The sequence below is a fragment of the Streptomyces sp. BBFR102 genome (assembly GCF_051397025.1).
Classification (GTDB): domain Bacteria; phylum Actinomycetota; class Actinomycetes; order Streptomycetales; family Streptomycetaceae; genus Streptomyces.
Genome location: NZ_CP195757.1, coordinates 4,079,517 through 4,096,369, shown reverse-complemented (window position 1 = coordinate 4,096,369; position 16,853 = coordinate 4,079,517). Strand labels below are relative to the sequence as shown.

Here is a 16,853-nt window from a genome sequence, read left to right as displayed (position 1 = left end):
CTGCGCGCCCGCGCGGGCGGACCACCGCCGAGGGCCCCGTCGCCGCCGGCTCCGTCCGCGCCCTCGTCGAGGCCGGCCGTCCGGCGGGCACGGCGGGCTCTACGCTTGGCGGCATGACGCAGACGACGCTGCTGGAGCGGGCCCTCATCGAGGAGGCCACCAAGAAGTCGGGGCTCATCTGGGTCCAGGGCGGCCCGAAGGCGGCCCGACCGGTGTGGCACGGGTGGCTGGACGGCGCGGCGGTGCTGGTCGGTGACGGGCCGGGCGAGCAGCCGCTGCCCGAGCTGGCGGACGGCGGCGAGGCGTCGGTGACGGTCCGCAGCAAGGACAAGGGCGGGCGCCTGCTGACCTGGCGGGCGGCGGTGTCCGAGGTGGCGCCGGGGACCGAGGCGTGGGAGGCGGCCGTCGCCGAGCTGAAGGGAAAGCGGCTCAACGCCCCCGACAGCGAGCACCTGACCGCACGCTGGGCGGGGGGCTGCCGCGTCGTCCGCCTCACCCCGACCGGGTCCGTCGAGCCGCTGCCCGACTCCAGCCTCGCCGAGCCGCCCGCCGCGACCCCGGCGACCACCCGCGAGCCGGTCCCGGCGGCCCTGCCCAAGCTGCTGTTCGGGCTGGGGCGGCGCAAGGGGCGTAAGGCGGAGTGAGGCGCGTCCCCGGTCAGTCGCTGGGCAGTTCGCGGCCGTAGTCGACCATCTCGTCCTCGGCCGGGGCCTTGAGGGTGAACTTCTCGTTCCAGTCGCGCATGCGCAGCTCGCCCGCGTCCCCGGCCCGGGTCAGGCGCAGCGGGTACGCGGTGCCCTCCAGGGAGACGTCGAGGGTGCCGCCGGCGCCGCCGTCACCGGAGACGGCGATGGTGCGGGTGGAGCCGACGGTGTCCCGTTCACCGGTGGCGACCTTGCCGTGCAGGGTGAGCAGTCCTTCGAGGAGGGCGTCCTTGTCGGTGAAGGTGGTGAGCTGCTCGTAGGCGGGGTCGCCCTCGGGGACCTTGACGAACATGCTGTCCAGCTTGTCGGCGGCCTCGGAGTCCGCCTCGGTGGGCTTGCCCTCGCCCTGGTCGTGGGTCCAGAAGTCGGCCCGGGCCTTGAGGAAGAGCTGCTCGCCCACCCGCATCAGCTGGAACTCACCGTTCTTCGACGCGACCTTGCCGAGCCCGCCGTCCTTCTTCAGCTGCATGTCGAGCTTGAAGGTCTCGCCCTCGCTGATCAGCGAGCCGGTGAGGCGGACGGTGGCGGAGGCGCCGGCGGCCTTCTTGGCCTTGGCGTGGATCTGGGCGGCGGAGAGCTTGCCGACGCCGTTGGTGCCCTCGTCGGGGTCGGGCGAGGAGCAGCCGGCGAGCGCGGTGATCCCGGCGACCAGCCCCGCGCAGAGGGCCGTTGTACGCGGCGCGGCCTTGCGGGCACGGCGCTGGGGGTGGCTCCCCGGGGCAATCACAGTCACGTCGGTCGCTGCCTCTCGTCGGGGGGGGGGGCGTCGTGGTGGCCGCGCGTGGGGCGGGTCGGCCGACTGCCGTACGCGGCAGTACGGCAGCGTACCCGGGGTCACAGCCGCCGTCCGGAGCTCCCCCTTCCGCGGCCGGGAGGACCGCTCCGCGCTTCGCGCCCGTCGGGCCGTACGGACCTCGGGGCCGGGCGGCGGGGCCCCGGACGGGCTAGCCTGATTCCGTTCCCGATCTTGGGGAACGCGCAACAGGTCATACATCTGTCCCCGAGGAGGAGGTGGCGCGGCCCATGGCGGGAGGCACTCCGAGGATCTTCGTCTCGCACCTGTCCGGTGTCGCCGTCTTCGACCCCAACGGCGACCAGGTCGGCCGGGTGCGGGACCTGGTGGCGATGTTGCGGGTGGGGCGCAAGCCGCCGCGGCTGCTGGGACTGGTGGTGGAGGTGGCGACGCGCCGCCGCATCTTCCTGCCCATCACCCGCGTCACCGGCATCGAGTCCGGCCAGGTCATCACCACCGGCGTGCTCAACGTCCGGCGGTTCGAGCAGCGGCCGACCGAGCGCCTGGTCCTCGGTGAACTGCTGGACCGGCGGGTGCGGCTGCTGGAGACCGACGAGGAGGCCACCGTCCTCGACGTGTCGATCCGTCAGCTTCCGGCCCGCCGCGACTGGGAGATCGACCGGGTCTTCGTCCGCAAGGGGCGCGGCGGGGCGCTGCGCCGGCGCGGGGAGACGCTGACGGTCGAGTGGTCGGCGGTCAGCGGGTTCTCGCTGGAGGAGGAGGGCCAGGGCGCGGAGAGCCTGCTGGCCACCTTCGAGCAGCTGCGCCCCGCGGACCTCGCCAACGTCCTGCACCACCTCTCGCCCAAGCGCCGGGCGGAGGTGGCGGCGGCGCTCCAGGACGACCGGCTCGCCGACGTGCTGGAGGAGCTGCCGGAGGACGACCAGATCGAGATCCTCGGCAAGCTCAAGGAGGAGCGGGCGGCCGACGTCCTGGAGGCGATGGACCCGGACGACGCGGCGGACCTGCTGGCGGAGCTGCCGGAGGAGGAGAAGGAGCGGCTGCTCACCCTGATGCGGCCGAGCGACGCGGCGGACGTGCGGCGGCTGATGTCGTACGAGGAGCGGACGGCGGGCGGTCTGATGACCACCGAGCCGGTGGTGGTGCGGCCCGACTCGACGGTCGCGGACGCGCTGGCCCGGGTGCGCAACCCGGACCTCTCGCCGGCGCTGGCCGCCCAGGTCTACGTCTGCCGCCCGCCGGACCAGACCCCGACCGGCAAGTACCTGGGCACGGTGCACTTCCAGCGGCTGCTGCGGGAACCGCCGTTCACGCTGGTCAGCGCGATGCTCGATGACGATCTCCAGCCGCTGTCGCCCAAGACGCCGCTGCGCGCGGTGGCCGGGTTCTTCGCGACGTACGACATCGTGGCGGCGGCCGTGGTGGACGGGAGCGGGTCGCTGCTGGGCGCGGTGACGGTGGACGACGTCCTGGACCACCTGCTGCCGGACGACTGGCGCGAGACGGAGTTCCTGCTGTCGGGGGAGGAGAGCGACGATGAGTGAGCGGGGGAAGGAGACGCGCGAGGACCGGGAGGCGCGGGAGAGCCGCGAGCGCGAGCGGCGGGTGAACGAGTCGGCGCGCCCCCGCATCCGCCTCGACGTACCGCGCGCCCCGCGCCGCCGGGTGCTCCCGGAGTACGACCCGGACGCCTTCGGGCGGCTCTCCGAGCGGATCGCGCGGTTCCTGGGGACGGGCCGGTTCATCGTCTGGATGACGGTCATCATCATCATGTGGGTGGTGTGGAACGTCTCCGTCCCCGACTCGCTGCGCTTCGACGAGTACCCGTTCATCTTCCTGACCCTGGCCCTCTCCCTCCAGGCGTCGTACGCGGCCCCGCTGATCCTGCTGGCGCAGAACCGTCAGGACGACCGGGACAAGGTCAACCTGGAACAGGACCGCAAGCAGAACGAGCGGTCGATCGCGGACACCGAGTTCCTGAGCCGTGAGGTGGCGGCGCTGCGGCAGAACCTCGGCGAGGTGGCGACCCGGGACTGGATGCGCTCCGAACTCCAGGACCTGCTGCGTGAGCTGGACGAGCGGGGCCGGCCGGCGCGGGAGCGTGCCGGGCACGGGGAGCACCGTGCGGGCGAGGGCGGTTCCGACCGGACCTGACCCGGCGTGACGAAACAGACAGCGGGCCGTCGCCGGGACCCACGCCGCTACTGGCCAGTAGCATCGCGGGTCCCGTACCCGCCCGGGCCCTCCCCCGCCCTTCCGGGAACGCTGGACGGCCCCCGTACTATCGGGGGTATGGCAGCTACGGAAGACGCGGTGCGCGAGGCACTGGCGACAGTGGACGACCCCGAGATCCATCGGCCGATCACCGAACTCGGCATGGTCAAATCGGTGGAGATCGGCGCGGACGGAGCGGTCGCTGTCACGGTGTACCTCACCGTCTCGGGCTGCCCCATGCGCGAGACCATCACCCAGCGGGTCACCGACGCGGTCCAGGCCGTGGAGGGTGTCACCTCCGTCGAGGTGAGCCTCGACGTGATGAGCGACGAGCAGCGCCGCGAGCTGGCGAGCGCCCTGCGCGGCGGCACCGCCGAGCGCGAGGTGCCCTTCGCCAAGCCGGGCTCGCTCACCCGGGTCTACGCGGTCGCCTCGGGCAAGGGCGGCGTCGGCAAGTCCTCGGTGACGGTCAACCTGGCCGCCGCGATGGCCGCCGACGGCCTCAAGGTCGGCGTGGTCGACGCGGACATCTACGGTCACAGCGTGCCCCGGATGCTCGGCGTGGACGGACGCCCGACCCAGGTCGAGGACATGATCATGCCGCCGTCGGCGCACGGCGTGAAGGTCATCTCGATCGGCATGTTCACCCCGGGCAACGCCCCCGTGGTGTGGCGCGGCCCGATGCTCCACCGCGCGCTCCAGCAGTTCCTCGCGGACGTCTTCTGGGGTGACCTGGACGTCCTCCTGCTCGACCTGCCGCCCGGCACCGGCGACATCGCCATCTCCGTGGCCCAGCTGGTGCCGAACGCCGAGATCCTGGTGGTGACCACCCCGCAGCAGGCCGCCGCCGAGGTCGCCGAGCGGGCCGGCTCGATCGCTGTGCAGACCCACCAGAAGATCGTCGGCGTGGTCGAGAACATGTCGGGCCTGCCCTGCCCGCACTGCGACGAGATGGTCGACGTCTTCGGCACCGGCGGCGGCCAGCTCGTCGCCGACGGCCTGACCCGCACCACCGGCGCCACCGTGCCGGTCCTCGGCTCCATCCCGATCGACGTGCGGCTGCGCGAGGGCGGCGACGACGGGCGTCCGGTGGTCCTCACCGACCCCGAGTCCCCCGCCGGCAGCGCCCTGCGCTCCATCGCCGGGAAGCTGGGCGGCCGTCAGCGCGGCCTGTCGGGCCTCTCGCTGGGGATCACCCCGCGCAACAAGTTCTGACCGGACACGGCTCGGCCCGCACGGACCACCGGGGCGCCTCCCCGCCGGGGAGGCGCCCCGTCCCGTACTCCGGGGAGCGCGGGAGAGGCTTCACCGCGGGTCGGCGTAGGCCGCCACGTCCTTGACGACGGCGAAGCCGAGCCCGTACGCGCTGAGCCCGCGCCCGTACGCGCCGAGGTGGACGTCGCCGGGGGTGGAGCCGGCCAGGACCCAGCCGAACTCGGACTCGCGGTAGTGGAAGGGGGTGGAGACGCCGTCGACCGGAAGCATCAGCGTCGACCAGTCCGGGCCCTGGAGGTCGTCGGCGAGCGCCCAGGCCGTCTCGGTCTGCTGCTCCAGCCAGTCGTCGCGCAGGGTGTGGTCCATCTGCGCGGGCCAGGTCACGGCGAGCAGGCCCTGTCCGGCCAGCCACGCCGCCGACGCCTCGGAGGTGGCCTCCAGGACGCCGGTGCCGTCGGCGCTGCGGCGTACGGGGCTGTCGCCGACCGTCACCACCACGGCGAACCGCTCGCGGGGGCCGTCGGCGTCGCCGAGGTCGGCCCGGACCACGGGCTCGTCACCGTGGCCGAGCGAGCCGTGCTGGACGGAGCCGTCGGCGTCCTGCCCGATGTGGTGCAGGCGGCGCGGCCCGGTGTACGCCTCGTCCAGCGCGTACCAGGGGAACGGCGCGGCCAGGAAGCCGTCGAGGGGGACCCGGCGCCGGGGGCGCGCCGGAGCGGGCCGTTCCTCCTCCGGTGCCGGTCCGCCACCCGCTTCGTCGGGGGCCGTTCCGTCCTCGTCGGGGCCCTCCAGGACCGTCGCCGACTCGCCCTGGGACTTACCCGTGGTCTCCACCTTGCGGACCCTTCCTTCGCTCTCGCCCGTCCGGAGCGGCCCGCCCCCCTCGGGCGTCCTCGGTCCGGACAACAACAAGGGGAGAATAGCCACCCCGTCCCGGGGACACGGGATTGAAGGGGCTGCGCGGGCGCCGGTTTGGCCCGGACGCCAGGCGATCAGGTGGCGTCGATGTCGAAGGGCGGGCGCTCGCCCGCGGCCACGGGGGTGCTCGTCGCGGGGCGCTTGGTGAGGTCCACGGGGCCGTTCTCGGCGGGCCCGGCGACCGAATCGGCGTCCTCGCGGCCGTTGACCGCGTCGGCGACCTCGCCCATCTCCTTGCGGAGGTCGAAGCTGTCGCGGAGCTCCTTCAGCCCGAGGTCGTCGCTCTCCAGCTGCTTGCGGATGAAGGTCTTCGGGTTCAGGTCCTCGAACTCGAAGTCCTTGAACTCGGGGCCGAGTTCCTCGCGGATGTCGCGCTTGGCGCTGTCGGAGAAGTCCCGGATCTTGCGGATGAAGCCCGCGACGTCCTGGATGACCTTGGGGAGCTTGTCGGGGCCGAAGATGAGTACGGCGAGCACGACGATCGTCAGGACTTCGAGTAGACCAATGTCGTTGAACACCTAGCAGCTCCTTGCGGCGGTCCGCGGCCCCACGGCTGGACATCACTCGACCGGGGCGCGCTCCACGTTACCCGGCCCGCCCGGGCGGGCGGTACCGTACCGCCCCGCCCACCTCGGCGCGCACCCGGCGTCCGCCCCCCGCCGTGCGCGGTACGTCCCGGGGCGCGGCCGGCTCCGGGGGGCGTCGCGGCAGATCAGGAGGGGTCCGAGGAGCCCAGTTCGAGGGTGACCCGGCGGCTCTCGCCGTCGCGCTCCACGGTGAGGTCGAGGCGGTCGCCGGGCCGGTGCGAGCGGATCTTGATGATCAGCTCCTCGCCGGAGGCGACCGGGACACCGTCGACCTCGGTGATCACCTCGCCGGGGGCGATGTCCGCCTGGTCGGCCGGGCCGCCCGGGGTGACGGCGGGGCCGCCCCCGGCCGCCTCGCCGCCGACCTTGGCACCCTCGCCCTCGTACCCCATGTCGAGGGTGACCCCGATGACCGGGTGGGTGGCCCGGCCGTCGTTGATCAGTTCCTCGGCCACCCGCTTCGCCTGGTTGACCGGGATGGCGAAGCCGAGGCCGACGCTGCCGGCCGGTTCGTCCTGGCGGGCGGAGCCGCCGGGGGCGTGGATGGCGCTGTTGATGCCGACGACACGGGCCCGCGCGTCGACCAGGGGGCCGCCGGAGTTGCCCGGGTTGATCGGAGCGTCGGTCTGCAGGGCGTCGACGTAGCTGACGTCGGTGCCGTCGCCCTTCTCGCCGCCCGCCGTGATGGGGCGCTCCTTGGCGCTGATGATGCCGGAGGTGACGGTGTTGGCCAGGTCGAAGGGGGCGCCGATCGCCACCACCGGATCGCCGACGCGGACCTCGTCGGAGTCGCCGAGCGGCAGCGGGGTCAGACCGGAGACACCCGAGACCTTCACCACGGCCAGGTCGTAGCCCGGGTCGCCGCCGACCAGGCGGGCCCGGGCGGTCTCGCCGCCGTTGAAGGTGACTCTTATCGACCCGCCGCCCTGGGCGGAGTCCACCACGTGGTGGTTGGTGAGGATGTGGCCGCGTCCGTCCAGGACGAAGCCGGTGCCCAGCGACCCGCCCTCGCCGCCGCTGACGTGCAGGGTGACCACTCCGGGCAGGGTCCGCGCGGCGATCCCCGCGACGCTGTCCGGGGCGCGCTCACCGGTCTCCCCGGACGCCTGCTCCAACTCGACCGTCCCGAATCCGCCGTGCCGCTCCAGCCGCATCCCGGCGTACCCGCCGACGGTCCCCGCGACCAGCGCCAGCGCCAGTGCCGCGCCGAGCAGCCGCCCCCGCCCGGCCCGCCGCTCCCGACGCCGCTCCCCGGGCCCGCCCCCGGCCTGCGCCACCAGCGCCCCCTGCACCGCCCAGGGGTCGTAACGGCCCCAGTCACCGCCCTGCCCGGGCGGGACGCCGTCGGGGGCGGGCGCGGTGTGCGCGGGCGGTACGGGCGTGCCGTGGGCCGGGGTCGGGGTCGGGACCGGGCGCTGGACCGGCGGCGCGGGCGCCCAGGGGCCCGGCTCGCCGTAGGGCGGGGTGCTGTACGGGTCCGGGGCGTGCAGCGGGCGGGCCCGGTCGGCGGGGGCCGGGACCGAGGCGTCCGGGCAGGCTCCGGCGCGCGGGCCGGGAGCGGTCGGCCCCCCGGCCCCGCTCACGCCGGGGCCCGGGGGCGTCGCCGTGCCGGCCGGCTCCGGGGAGGCGGCCCCTTCTCCCGCCTGTGCGGGGAGCGTGGGTGCGGGAGCCTCCACGGGCCCGCCCGCGCGGGAGCGGGCCCGGCCCGGCCCGCTGGGCTCAGGGGCTCGGTACGGCGTCACGGCGGCGGCGCCGGAGCCGGGGGCCGGGGTGTCCTCGGGAACCCCGTCGCAGGCCGCTGAGGGAGCCGCCGTGGCGACGGAGGACGTCACGGAGTCGGCTCGCCCGCAGGTGGCCCCGGAACGCTCCGGGGCGGCGTCGGCGCTCCTCGGCGGACGCCCCGCCGGAGGGCCCTGGGTGGACGCGGCCTCACCGGAGGCGGTCCGGTCCCGTCCGCCGGACGTCGCCGTGCCGGAGTGGGCGGCGGCAGCGGCACGTGCGGCCCCGGCCGCGTCGGGCGTTCCGGTGGGCTTCGCCTTGTCCATGGTCTCCCCGCAGCCTGATGACGGGCCGGGTGTGCGTGGACGCACGGCGGCCTGCTCCGTCCGATCGAGTGCCGGGCCCTCCCTCGCCCTCGGGGCGTCCGGGCGCGGCCCTCGGAGAATTCAACCAGGTTCTCCGAGGGGCCGTGGCGGGCTCGGGCGCAGCGGGGCTGACCGCACGTCAGGGCGCGGCGGAGAGCCCGGTGACACCCGGGAGGCCGGCCGGCGAGGCGGCGGCGATCCCGGTCCGGGCGGGGTCCTCCGGCGCGGCCGACGGCAGGGGCAGCGGGTGGGCGGTCAACAGCGCGGGCCCGCCGGGCGCCTTGAGGAGCGCGGCGGAGTACGGGTACGGCTCCAGCTCCTCCAGGAGCGGCGGCGTGCCAGGCCGGCGCGGGGCGGCTGAGCCGACCTGCTCGCGCGGACCGGAGCGGGTCTCGCCCTGCGCGGCGAAGGCCGACGGGGAGGCGCCCCGGCGGCTGCGGGAGTCGGGGGCGGGCTGGCCGGCGCCGGTCTGGGTACGCAGCGGGGTGACGTTGCTCTTGCCGCCCCCCGCGCGCTCCGTGGTGTCGACCGGGGTGCCCGCGGCGACCCCGCCGAGGGCCAGCGCGGCCAGCGAGACGGCGCCGGCCGCGGCGAAGGCGAACCGGCGGCCCCGCGAGGCGGAGCGCTCGGCCTCGGCGCGGCCGATGTCGTGGATGCGGAAGCCGGAGCGCGGCTCGTCGGGGAGCACCGGTGAGAGGGGTTCGTACCGGAAGGGGCCCGGCGCCATGCCGAAGTCGGAGGAGCTGCCGAAGGGCGGCCCGGAGCCGAAGCCGGCCGGCCCGTCGGGGCCAGCCTCGGGGAGCCCCTGGAGGCGGGCGAGGAAGCTCTCGGAGGGGGGTGGGGGAGCCGCCGTGGCGAAGACCGACTTCAGGCGGCGCTGCGCGTCGGCCTCGGCTTTGCACTTGCAGCAGGTCGCCAGGTGGGCCAGGACCCGCTCACGGGCCTCGTGCCCCAGTTCGCCGTCGACCAGTGCGGCGAGCCGGTCCCCCAGGTGCTGCTCGACGGGTGTCGGGCGTGATCCGCTCACGTGGACGCGCCTCCTCCTCCCGGCATCGGAGCCACCGCCCCGGCCAGGGAGCGGCGCTCGGCACGAGCCTCGGGCGAACGGTGCTTGAGCGCCTTGCGCAGCTGGGAACGGCCGCGGTGGATACGGCTGCGGACCGTGCCGAGCTTCACGCCGAGGGTCGCGGCGATCTCCTCGTACGACAGGCCCTCGATGTCGCAGAGGACGACGGCCGCGCGGAACTCGGGCGCGAGGGTGTCCAGCGCCTGCTGCACGTCGGCGTCGAAATGGGTGTCCTGGAAGACCTGCTGCGGCGACGGCTCGCGGCTGGGCAGCCGCTCGGCGGCGTCCTCGGCGAGGGCGTCGAAGCGGATGCGCTGCTTGCGGCGCACCATGTCCAGGAAGAGGTTGGTGGTGATGCGGTGCAGCCAGCCCTCGAAGGTGCCGGGCGTGTACGTCGACAGCGAGCGGAAGACGCGGACGAAGACTTCCTGCGTGAGGTCCTCGGCGTCGTGCTGGTTGCCCGTGAGGCGGTAGGCGAGGCGGTAGACGCGACCGCTGTGGGTGCTGACGATCTCCTCCCAGCTGGGCGGCGTCCACGTCGGCGAGTCCGCGTCGGCGGCGAAGGTCGCGGTCCGCACGGATTCGGCGGCGGACGCACCTCCCTGGGCTGCCGTACGGCGGCGCGGAAGGCTTCGGTCAGCGGTGTCGGTCACGGATCTCGGCTCGCCGGCCGACCTGAGAAGACGCCTGAGCACACCTCCCCGGTCACCGGCCGCAGCCGCACCTCCCCTGTCGGCTCTGGTGGTGTCCAGTGGAGCCCCTACCATAGCCACCCCCGCTGTTAGCTCGAGATAAGAGGTTTTACCAGGAATTGACATGGGGCACGGAAGAGCGTCCTCCGCGGGCCCGTGGACCCCCGCGCCGGCCGGGCGGACTCCGGCGGGACGTGCGAACGCCCTGCTCACCGCCGTGCGGGGCGCCTGGTGCGCCGCACCGCGGGACGGTCTCACCGCCTCCGCCACCGCCGTCATGGGCCACTCCTCGCGCCGGGCCGCCGGAACGCCCTGCGCGTCCCGCTCTCCACCCACCTCAACGACCGGTCCCATCTGCGGGTTCCCGGCCCCAACGGATACAGTCACCGCCAGGCAACTTTGGGGACAGGAGAGGGCCATTACCGGCAACCGGCAGACGAGCTGGACGTTCGCCGACGCCTTCGTAGCCGAGGACGAGGCGCTCCTGTGGGCCCGGGACCAGGCGCACGCGGCGGGACTGCGGCCGGTGTCCCCCGCCACGGGCGCCGTACTGCGGATGCTCTCCGCGACCGTCGACGCCAAAGCGGTGGCGGAGATCGGCACCGGCACCGGTGTCTCCGGCATCCATCTGCTGAGCGGGATGCGCCCCGACGGGGTCCTCACCACCGTCGACACCGAGCCGGACTGCCAGCAGTTCGCCCGGGAGGCGTTCCGCGCGGCCGGCTTCGCCGCCAACCGGGCGCGCTTCATCCCCGGCCGCGCCCTGGACGTACTGCCCCGCCTCGCCGACGGTGGCTATGACCTGGTCTTCTGCGACGGGGACCGGACGGAGGGGCTGGCGTACCTCGCTGAATCGTTGCGTCTGCTGCGCCCCGGTGGCCTCGTCTGCTTCGAGGGCGTCCTCGCCGACGGCCGGACCGTGGAGTCGGGGCCGCAGCCGGTGGAGGTCGTGCGGCTGCGCGAGCTGGTGCGCGAGGTCAGGGAGAGCCCGGAGCTGATCCCCTCACTGGTGCCGGTCGGGGACGGACTGCTCTGCGGCGTCAAGCGCTGACGGGCCGCCCAAAGGCGGTTGCGGACCCCGGGCACAACACCGCCCCCGGCACCGCGTACGGTGCCGGGGGCGGTGTCACAGGTTCATCGCTCCGTGGGTCAGCCGACGACCTTCTTGAGGGCATCGCCCAACGCGTCCGCCTCGTCCGGGGTCAGCTCGACCACGAGTCGCCCGCCACCTTCGAGCGGAACCCGCATGACGATGCCCCGCCCCTCCTTGGTCACCTCGAGCGGGCCGTCACCCGTCCGCGGCTTCATGGCCGCCATGCTCGTTCCCCTTCCTGAAACCAGCTCGTCGCAGCCGGCGGCCCCATGACAGGCGCTGTGTCACCGGCATCGAACACATTGCTTCCCGGCCATTATCCCGCATCCCTGGACCCGATGACCAACATCGGCCGGCATCGCTTGCGCAACGCACTTGAGCAAAACCACCCAATTCGGCGATGCGGCTGCGATACTGCGCCGCCGCATACACCCTGGCGGCGCCGATTTCTTTGACGCAGGTCACACCCCCGCGCCGTACGGGCCCAGGTGCTCTGGGGGATGCTTGCCCGGGGTCCCGGTGCCGGGCCGGGACACGGACGCACAACTTGTGAGGAGCAGACTCATGGCCGACGCCGTGCTGTACGAGGTCAGCGACGGACTCGCGACGATCACGCTGAACCGACCCGAGGCCATGAACGCTCTCAACACCGAGGCCAAAGTGGCGCTGCGCGAGGCGCTGCTGGCGGCCGAGGCCGACGAGGCGGTGCGCGCCGTGCTGCTGACCGCCAACGGGCGGGCGTTCTGCGTGGGCCAGGACCTCAAGGAGCACGTCGGCAACCTCATGTCGGACAAGGAGTCCGGCACCGAGCTGACCATGACCACCGTCCGGGAGCACTACAACCCGATCACGCTGGCGATCACGCGGATGCGCAAGCCGGTCGTGGCCGCCGTCAACGGCGCCGCCGCCGGTGCCGGTTTCGGCTTCGCGCTCGCCGCCGACTACCGGATCGCCGCGGACACCGCCAAGTTCAACACCTCGTTCGCCGGGGTGGCGCTCTCCGCCGACTCGGGCCTGTCCTGGACGCTGCCCCGCGTGATCGGCACCACCCCCGCCACGGAGCTGCTGCTCTTCCCGCAGAACATCACCGCCGAGCGCGCCCTGGAACTGGGCATCCTGCACCGCGTGGTGCCCGCCGACGAGCTGGCCGCCACCGCGTTGGAGCTGGCCCGCCGGCTGGCGGCCGGACCGACGGTGGCGCTGGCCGCGATCAAGGAGGCGGTGGCCTTCGGCGCCGGGCACACCCTGGAGGAGTCCCTGGAGAAGGAGGACGAGCTCCAGACCCGCGCCGGCACCTCCGAGGACCACGTCATCGCGGTCCGCGCCTTCCTCGCCAAGGAGGAGCCGAAGTACCTGGGCCGCTGACCCGGCCCCTCCCGTACGTGTACGGCCGCGCTTCCCCGAGCCGGGAGGGCGGCCGTACGCGGCTCTCAGGTCAGTTCGTCCGCGAGCAGGTCCATCAGCAGGCCGTCCTCCCACTCGCCCGTGCGGTGGTCGCGCCCGTACGCGCGCATGATCCCCACGGGTGTGAACCCGACCTTGCGGTAGCTGCGGACGGCGGCCGTGTTGGCGGCGGCCGGGTCGATGACGAGCCGGTGGTGGCCGCGCTCGCGCACGAGCCAGCGGGCCAGGGTGCGGACGGCGTCGGGGCCCAGGCCCTGCCCGTGCCACCGGGCCGACAGGAAGATGTCGATCCCGGCGTGGCGGAACTCCGGATCGGTCTCCTCGTTGAACTGGATCGCGCCGATCACCTCGCCCTCGACGACGACGGCCAGCATGGACGCGTACTCCTCGGGCGGCGACCACCACCGGGCGACCTCCGGCTCACGGACGATCGCGTCGAGGCGGTCGGTGTCGGCGGGGACGGTGGGACGCAGCACGACGCGCTCGCCCCGTAGCTCCGGGGCGCTCACCGGGTGCCCGTCCCGCGTGCCGCGCAGTCGGCGAGGTGGTCGTCGACCAGGCCGCACGCCTGCATGAGGGCGTAGGCGGTGGTCGGGCCGATGAAGCGGACACCGCGCTTCTTGAGGTCCTTGGCGAGGGCCGTCGAGGCGTCGGTGACGGCGGGCACGTCGGCGAGGGTGCGCGGCGCCGGACGGTCCGCCCGCTCGGGGGCGTACGACCAGATCAGGGCGTCGAGTTCGCCCTCGGGCCAGTCGGCCAGGAGGCGGGCGTTGGCGAGGGTGGCGTCGACCTTGGCGCGGTTGCGGATGATGCCGGGGTCGGCCAGCAGCCGGGCGCGGTCGGCCTCGGTGAACTCGGCGACGGCGGCGATCTCGAAGCCGGCGAAGGCGGCCCGGAAGGACTCCCGGCGGCGCAGGATGGTGATCCAGGAGAGCCCCGACTGGAACGCCTCCAGGCAGAGCCGTTCGAAGAGGGCGTCGTCGCCGTGGACGGGGCGGCCCCACTCGGTGTCGTGGTAGACGAGGTAGTCCTCGGTGGACAGGCCCCACGGGCAGCGCGGGGCGCCGTCGGGGCCGGGCAGGGCTCCCCGGGCGGGGGTCGGCTCGCTCATCGCCGCTCCCCCTCGCTCCCGGGGCCGGCGGGGTCTTCGTCGTCGGTGCCCGGTGCGGGTGGCGGGCCGAGGAGTCCGGCTCCGCCGACGGCGTGCGCCTGGTCGCCCGCGCGGGCGCTCTCCAGTTCGGCGATGCGGGCGTCGCGTTCGGCGAGTTCGGCGCCGAGGCGGCTGAGCGCGTCGTCGACCTCGGTCATCCGGTAGCCGCGCAGGACCACGGGGAAGCGCAGCGCGTCGATGTCGGCGCGGCCCAGCGGCCGGTCCTCGGGGAAGGCGTCGACGACGGTCTCCGGCCCGGCCTCGGGCAGTACGGGCCGCGAGCCGCCGCCCACCACGGCGAGCGTCACCGCGGCCACCACCGCGACCAGCGCGATGACCAGGAACACGAACATGACCATCTCGGGGACTCCACCGCTCGTACGTCGTGACGATCACGCGCGCGGGTCCGTGGCCCGCCACGCGTCGGACCCCGATCGTGCCATGCGCGACCGCCCGTTAAGGTCGCAGGCGACCATCAGCGAGAAGGAGTACGACGGATGCTGCGTCTGGGACGCCGTGAGTTCGGGCCGCACGAGCCGGTGATCATGGCGATCGTCAACCGGACCCCCGACTCCTTCTACGACCAGGGGGCGACCTTCGACGACCGGCCCGCCCTGGAGCGGGTCGACCGGGCGGTCGCCGAGGGCGCCGCCATCGTGGACATCGGCGGGGTCAAGGCGGGCCCGGGCGACGAGGTGGACGCCGCGGAGGAGGCGCGCCGCACCGTCGGCTTCGTCGCCCGGGTCCGCGAGCGCCACCCCGACGTGGTGATCAGCGTCGACACCTGGCGCCACGAGGTCGGCGAGGCGGTCTGCGAGGCGGGGGCCGACGTGCTGAACGACGCCTGGGGCGGGGTCGACCCGAAGCTGGCGGAGGTGGCCGCCCGCCACGACGCCGGCCTGGTCTGCACCCACGCGGGCGGAGCGCGCCCACGGACCCGGCCGCACCGGGTCGCGTACGAGGACGTGGTGGCCGACATCCTCCGGGTGACCACGGGGCTGGCCGAGCGGGCGGTGGCGCTCGGGGTGCGCCGCGACCGGATCATGATCGACCCGGGCCACGACTTCGGGAAGAACACCCGGCACAGCCTGGAGGCCACCCGCCGCCTCGGCGAACTGGCCGCGACCGGCTGGCCGGTCCTGGTCTCCCTCTCCAACAAGGACTTCGTCGGAGAGACCCTGGACCGCCCGGTCAAGGAGCGGCTGCTCGGCACCCTGGCGACCACGGCCGTCTCGGCGTGGCTCGGCGCCCAGGTCTACCGCGTCCACGAGGTGGCCGAGACCCGCCAGGTCCTCGACATGGTCGCCTCGATCGCCGGCCACCGGGAGCCCGCGGTGGCGCGGCGGGGGCTGGCGTAGCCGGCTGATCCGCTCGGCCTCCGCCGTTGCCCTCGGCGGCCCGGCCTCGCCCCGGCCCGGCCGGCGAGGGTCCCGGATCGGGTACGACGGTTCGCTTGACCCCGCGCTCGGCGTCCCGCGCCCGCACCACCGGCATCCTCCGCGAACTCGTGCACGCCGCGCCCGGCGGGGAACGGCTGCTCCCCCGGGGCCGCGTGTCGGGTACCGCTTCGAGCACGTGGGGCGGGTGCGGTCAAGGTGCCGCCCACGGCCTGCTCGCGACGGGGCGGGTGGCTGGGCGGCGTCGGGCCTCAGGGGTGCATGCGGGCGCCCTTGAACACCTTGTCCACCGCGTTGCGCGGGCCGTACACGGCGAGGCCCACCAGGTCGAGCCGGTCCTTGCCGACGGCCCGCACGGCGGCGCGGTTGTCCCGGTCGTTGCCGGTGGCGAAGAGGTCGGAGGTGAAGACGGCCCGGGGCAGCACCCGGGCCAGCGCCTTGCCGTGAGCGGCCGTCAGGACCTCCTTGCTCCCCTCGAAGACGAGCACGGGCTGGCGGAACATCGGCAGGTACGCGGTGCCGTCGGCGTCCTCGTACCGCTCGCCGACCACCTCGGGGTGGTCCGCGCCGAGCCCGCTGACCAGGAACGCGGTCACGTTGAGCCGCTGCCAGCTCTCCAGGTCCTCGCGGAGCAGCACGGCGATCTTGGTGTCGAAGCGGACGGGCGCGGTGTCGTTCGTCGTCATACCCCCAGCCTGCCGACCGGCCCGCCGCCCGGTCTTGTACGTTCTTCGCATGGCGGCCCGGCAGGAGATCCACGCGTGGCGCCCCCGGGTCGCCGGGGTGGCGGAGGTCTTCCACGCGCACTTCACCGAGCACGCCTACCCGATGCACGTGCACGACGTGTGGACGCTGCTCATCGTGGACGACGGCGCGGTCCGCTACGACCTGGACCGGCACCCGCACGGCACTCCGGCCGACACGGTCACCCTGCTGCCGCCGCACGTCCCGCACAACGGTTCCCCGGCCACCGCGCGCGGCTTCCGCAAACGGGTCCTCTACCTGGACCTCAGCCAGCTCGGCGCCGAGCTGGTCGGCCCGGCGGTGGACCGGCCCGAGCTGGCCGACGCCCTGCTGCGCCGGCGCGTCGGCCGGCTGCACACCGCGCTGGCGGCCCCGGGAGACGAGCTGGAGGCGGAGAGCAGGCTCACCCTGATCCGCGAACGGCTCCGCGCCCACCTGCGGCCCCGGCCCGCCGCCCCGGCCCGCGTACCGGACCACGGCCTCGCCCACCGGCTGCGGGAACTCCTCGACGCCCGGCTCCTCCAGGGGCTCACCCTCGCCGAGGCGGCCACGCTGCTGCACGCCCACCCCGCCCATCTGGTCCGCGCCTTCAGCGGCGCCTTCGGCATCGCCCCGCACCAGTACCTGACGACGCTGCGGGTGGGCCGGGCCCGGCGGATGCTGCTCGACGGGGTGCCGCCGGGCGAGGTGGCGCCGTCCGCCGGGTTCTACGACCAGTCGCACCTGAACCGGCACTTCAAGAAGGTGGTGGGCACCACCCCGGGCCACTACGCCCGCACCGGTGCCCCGGGCGTCTGACCCCTCCCGCTCCCCCGCCGCCCCGGCCGTACC

19 protein-coding genes are annotated in these 16,853 nt (G+C 74.4%); 8 read left to right on the top strand and 11 right to left on the bottom strand.

Annotated features, from left to right (window positions below; translation table 11 throughout):
* Positions 1–113: 113 nt before the first annotated feature.
* Positions 114–644 (top strand): hypothetical protein, encoded by a 531-nt coding sequence (locus ACSLIC_RS18360; protein WP_436738790.1) that lies wholly within the window; start codon positions 114–116, stop codon positions 642–644.
* Between the two features lie 13 nt (positions 645–657).
* Here ACSLIC_RS18360 and ACSLIC_RS18355 read toward each other — a convergent pair whose 3' ends face one another.
* Complete coding sequence (locus tag ACSLIC_RS18355) at positions 658–1,431, bottom strand: hypothetical protein (protein ID WP_436740408.1); 774 nt, start codon at positions 1,429–1,431, stop codon at positions 658–660.
* A 296-nt stretch (positions 1,432–1,727) separates the two neighbouring features.
* Here ACSLIC_RS18355 and ACSLIC_RS18350 point away from each other — a divergent pair, with 296 nt between their 5' ends.
* The 3 genes from ACSLIC_RS18350 to ACSLIC_RS18340 all read left to right on the top strand — a co-directional run bounded on the left by ACSLIC_RS18350 (position 1,728) and on the right by ACSLIC_RS18340 (position 4,887).
* Positions 1,728–3,002: a magnesium transporter MgtE N-terminal domain-containing protein gene (locus tag ACSLIC_RS18350; RefSeq protein WP_436738789.1), complete on the top strand. Its 1,275-nt coding sequence runs from the start codon at positions 1,728–1,730 to the stop codon at positions 3,000–3,002.
* Positions 2,995–3,612: a DUF1003 domain-containing protein gene (locus ACSLIC_RS18345; RefSeq protein ID WP_436738788.1), complete on the top strand. Its 618-nt coding sequence runs from the start codon at positions 2,995–2,997 to the stop codon at positions 3,610–3,612. The genes ACSLIC_RS18350 and ACSLIC_RS18345 overlap by 8 nt, the downstream gene beginning before the upstream one ends.
* A gap of 138 nt (positions 3,613–3,750) precedes the next feature.
* Positions 3,751–4,887 carry an Mrp/NBP35 family ATP-binding protein gene (locus tag ACSLIC_RS18340; protein ID WP_436738787.1) on the top strand — a complete coding sequence of 379 codons (1,137 nt, stop codon included), beginning with the start codon at positions 3,751–3,753 and terminating at the stop codon, positions 4,885–4,887.
* A 90-nt stretch (positions 4,888–4,977) separates the two neighbouring features.
* On the opposite strand, the gene ACSLIC_RS18335 is transcribed toward ACSLIC_RS18340, so the two are convergent.
* The 5 genes from ACSLIC_RS18335 to sigE all read right to left on the bottom strand — a co-directional run bounded on the left by ACSLIC_RS18335 (position 4,978) and on the right by sigE (position 10,309).
* Positions 4,978–5,721: a hypothetical protein gene (locus ACSLIC_RS18335; RefSeq protein ID WP_436738786.1), complete on the bottom strand. Its 744-nt coding sequence runs from the start codon at positions 5,719–5,721 to the stop codon at positions 4,978–4,980.
* A 158-nt stretch (positions 5,722–5,879) separates the two neighbouring features.
* Positions 5,880–6,323: a sec-independent translocase gene (locus ACSLIC_RS18330; RefSeq protein WP_436738785.1), complete on the bottom strand. Its 444-nt coding sequence runs from the start codon at positions 6,321–6,323 to the stop codon at positions 5,880–5,882.
* A gap of 194 nt (positions 6,324–6,517) precedes the next feature.
* Positions 6,518–8,437, bottom strand: a complete 1,920-nt coding sequence (locus ACSLIC_RS18325; protein WP_436738784.1) for a trypsin-like peptidase domain-containing protein — start codon at positions 8,435–8,437, stop codon at positions 6,518–6,520.
* A gap of 178 nt (positions 8,438–8,615) precedes the next feature.
* Positions 8,616–9,503 carry a zf-HC2 domain-containing protein gene (locus tag ACSLIC_RS18320; protein WP_436738783.1) on the bottom strand — a complete coding sequence of 296 codons (888 nt, stop codon included), beginning with the start codon at positions 9,501–9,503 and terminating at the stop codon, positions 8,616–8,618.
* On the bottom strand, positions 9,500–10,309 hold the full coding sequence (gene sigE / locus ACSLIC_RS18315; protein WP_436738782.1) for an RNA polymerase sigma factor SigE: 810 nt from the start codon (positions 10,307–10,309) through the stop codon (positions 9,500–9,502). The genes ACSLIC_RS18320 and sigE overlap by 4 nt, the downstream gene beginning before the upstream one ends.
* A 202-nt stretch (positions 10,310–10,511) precedes the next feature.
* Here sigE and ACSLIC_RS18310 point away from each other — a divergent pair, with 202 nt between their 5' ends.
* Positions 10,512–11,285, top strand: a complete 774-nt coding sequence (locus ACSLIC_RS18310) for an O-methyltransferase (RefSeq protein ID WP_436740407.1) — start codon at positions 10,512–10,514, stop codon at positions 11,283–11,285.
* Between the two features lie 98 nt (positions 11,286–11,383).
* On the opposite strand, the gene ACSLIC_RS18305 is transcribed toward ACSLIC_RS18310, so the two are convergent.
* Positions 11,384–11,551: a DUF3117 domain-containing protein gene (locus tag ACSLIC_RS18305; protein ID WP_003966491.1), complete on the bottom strand. Its 168-nt coding sequence runs from the start codon at positions 11,549–11,551 to the stop codon at positions 11,384–11,386.
* A 340-nt stretch (positions 11,552–11,891) separates the two neighbouring features.
* On the opposite strand from ACSLIC_RS18305, the gene ACSLIC_RS18300 reads away from it, so the two are divergent.
* The gene (locus ACSLIC_RS18300; protein WP_436738781.1) at positions 11,892–12,692 is read left to right on the top strand and encodes an enoyl-CoA hydratase-related protein; all 801 of its coding nucleotides are present in this window, start codon (positions 11,892–11,894) and stop codon (positions 12,690–12,692) included.
* Positions 12,693–12,757: 65 nt separating this feature from the next.
* On the opposite strand, the gene aac(6') is transcribed toward ACSLIC_RS18300, so the two are convergent.
* Genes aac(6') through ACSLIC_RS18285 form a run of 3 tightly spaced genes read right to left on the bottom strand, consistent with a single transcriptional unit; the run spans position 12,758 to position 14,240 of the window.
* Positions 12,758–13,240 (bottom strand): aminoglycoside 6'-N-acetyltransferase, encoded by a 483-nt coding sequence (aac(6'), locus tag ACSLIC_RS18295; RefSeq protein ID WP_436738780.1) that lies wholly within the window; start codon positions 13,238–13,240, stop codon positions 12,758–12,760.
* Positions 13,237–13,842 (bottom strand): DNA-3-methyladenine glycosylase I, encoded by a 606-nt coding sequence (locus tag ACSLIC_RS18290; protein ID WP_436738779.1) that lies wholly within the window; start codon positions 13,840–13,842, stop codon positions 13,237–13,239. Before ACSLIC_RS18290 ends, aac(6') begins: the two co-directional genes overlap by 4 nt.
* A complete protein-coding gene (locus ACSLIC_RS18285) occupies positions 13,839–14,240 on the bottom strand; it encodes a DivIVA domain-containing protein (RefSeq protein ID WP_436738778.1) in 402 nt (133 codons plus the stop codon). Before ACSLIC_RS18285 ends, ACSLIC_RS18290 begins: the two co-directional genes overlap by 4 nt.
* A 138-nt stretch (positions 14,241–14,378) precedes the next feature.
* Between ACSLIC_RS18285 and folP the strand changes: the two genes are divergently transcribed.
* Positions 14,379–15,239: a dihydropteroate synthase gene (gene folP, locus ACSLIC_RS18280; protein WP_436738777.1), complete on the top strand. Its 861-nt coding sequence runs from the start codon at positions 14,379–14,381 to the stop codon at positions 15,237–15,239.
* A gap of 290 nt (positions 15,240–15,529) precedes the next feature.
* Here the strand turns inward: folP and ACSLIC_RS18275 are convergent, their stop codons facing one another.
* Positions 15,530–15,964, bottom strand: coding sequence for a DUF2000 family protein (locus ACSLIC_RS18275; RefSeq protein WP_436738776.1), 435 nt, complete (start codon positions 15,962–15,964; stop codon positions 15,530–15,532).
* A gap of 49 nt (positions 15,965–16,013) precedes the next feature.
* On the opposite strand from ACSLIC_RS18275, the gene ACSLIC_RS18270 reads away from it, so the two are divergent.
* On the top strand, positions 16,014–16,820 hold the full coding sequence (locus tag ACSLIC_RS18270; protein WP_436738775.1) for an AraC family transcriptional regulator: 807 nt from the start codon (positions 16,014–16,016) through the stop codon (positions 16,818–16,820).
* Positions 16,821–16,853 lie beyond the last annotated feature (33 nt).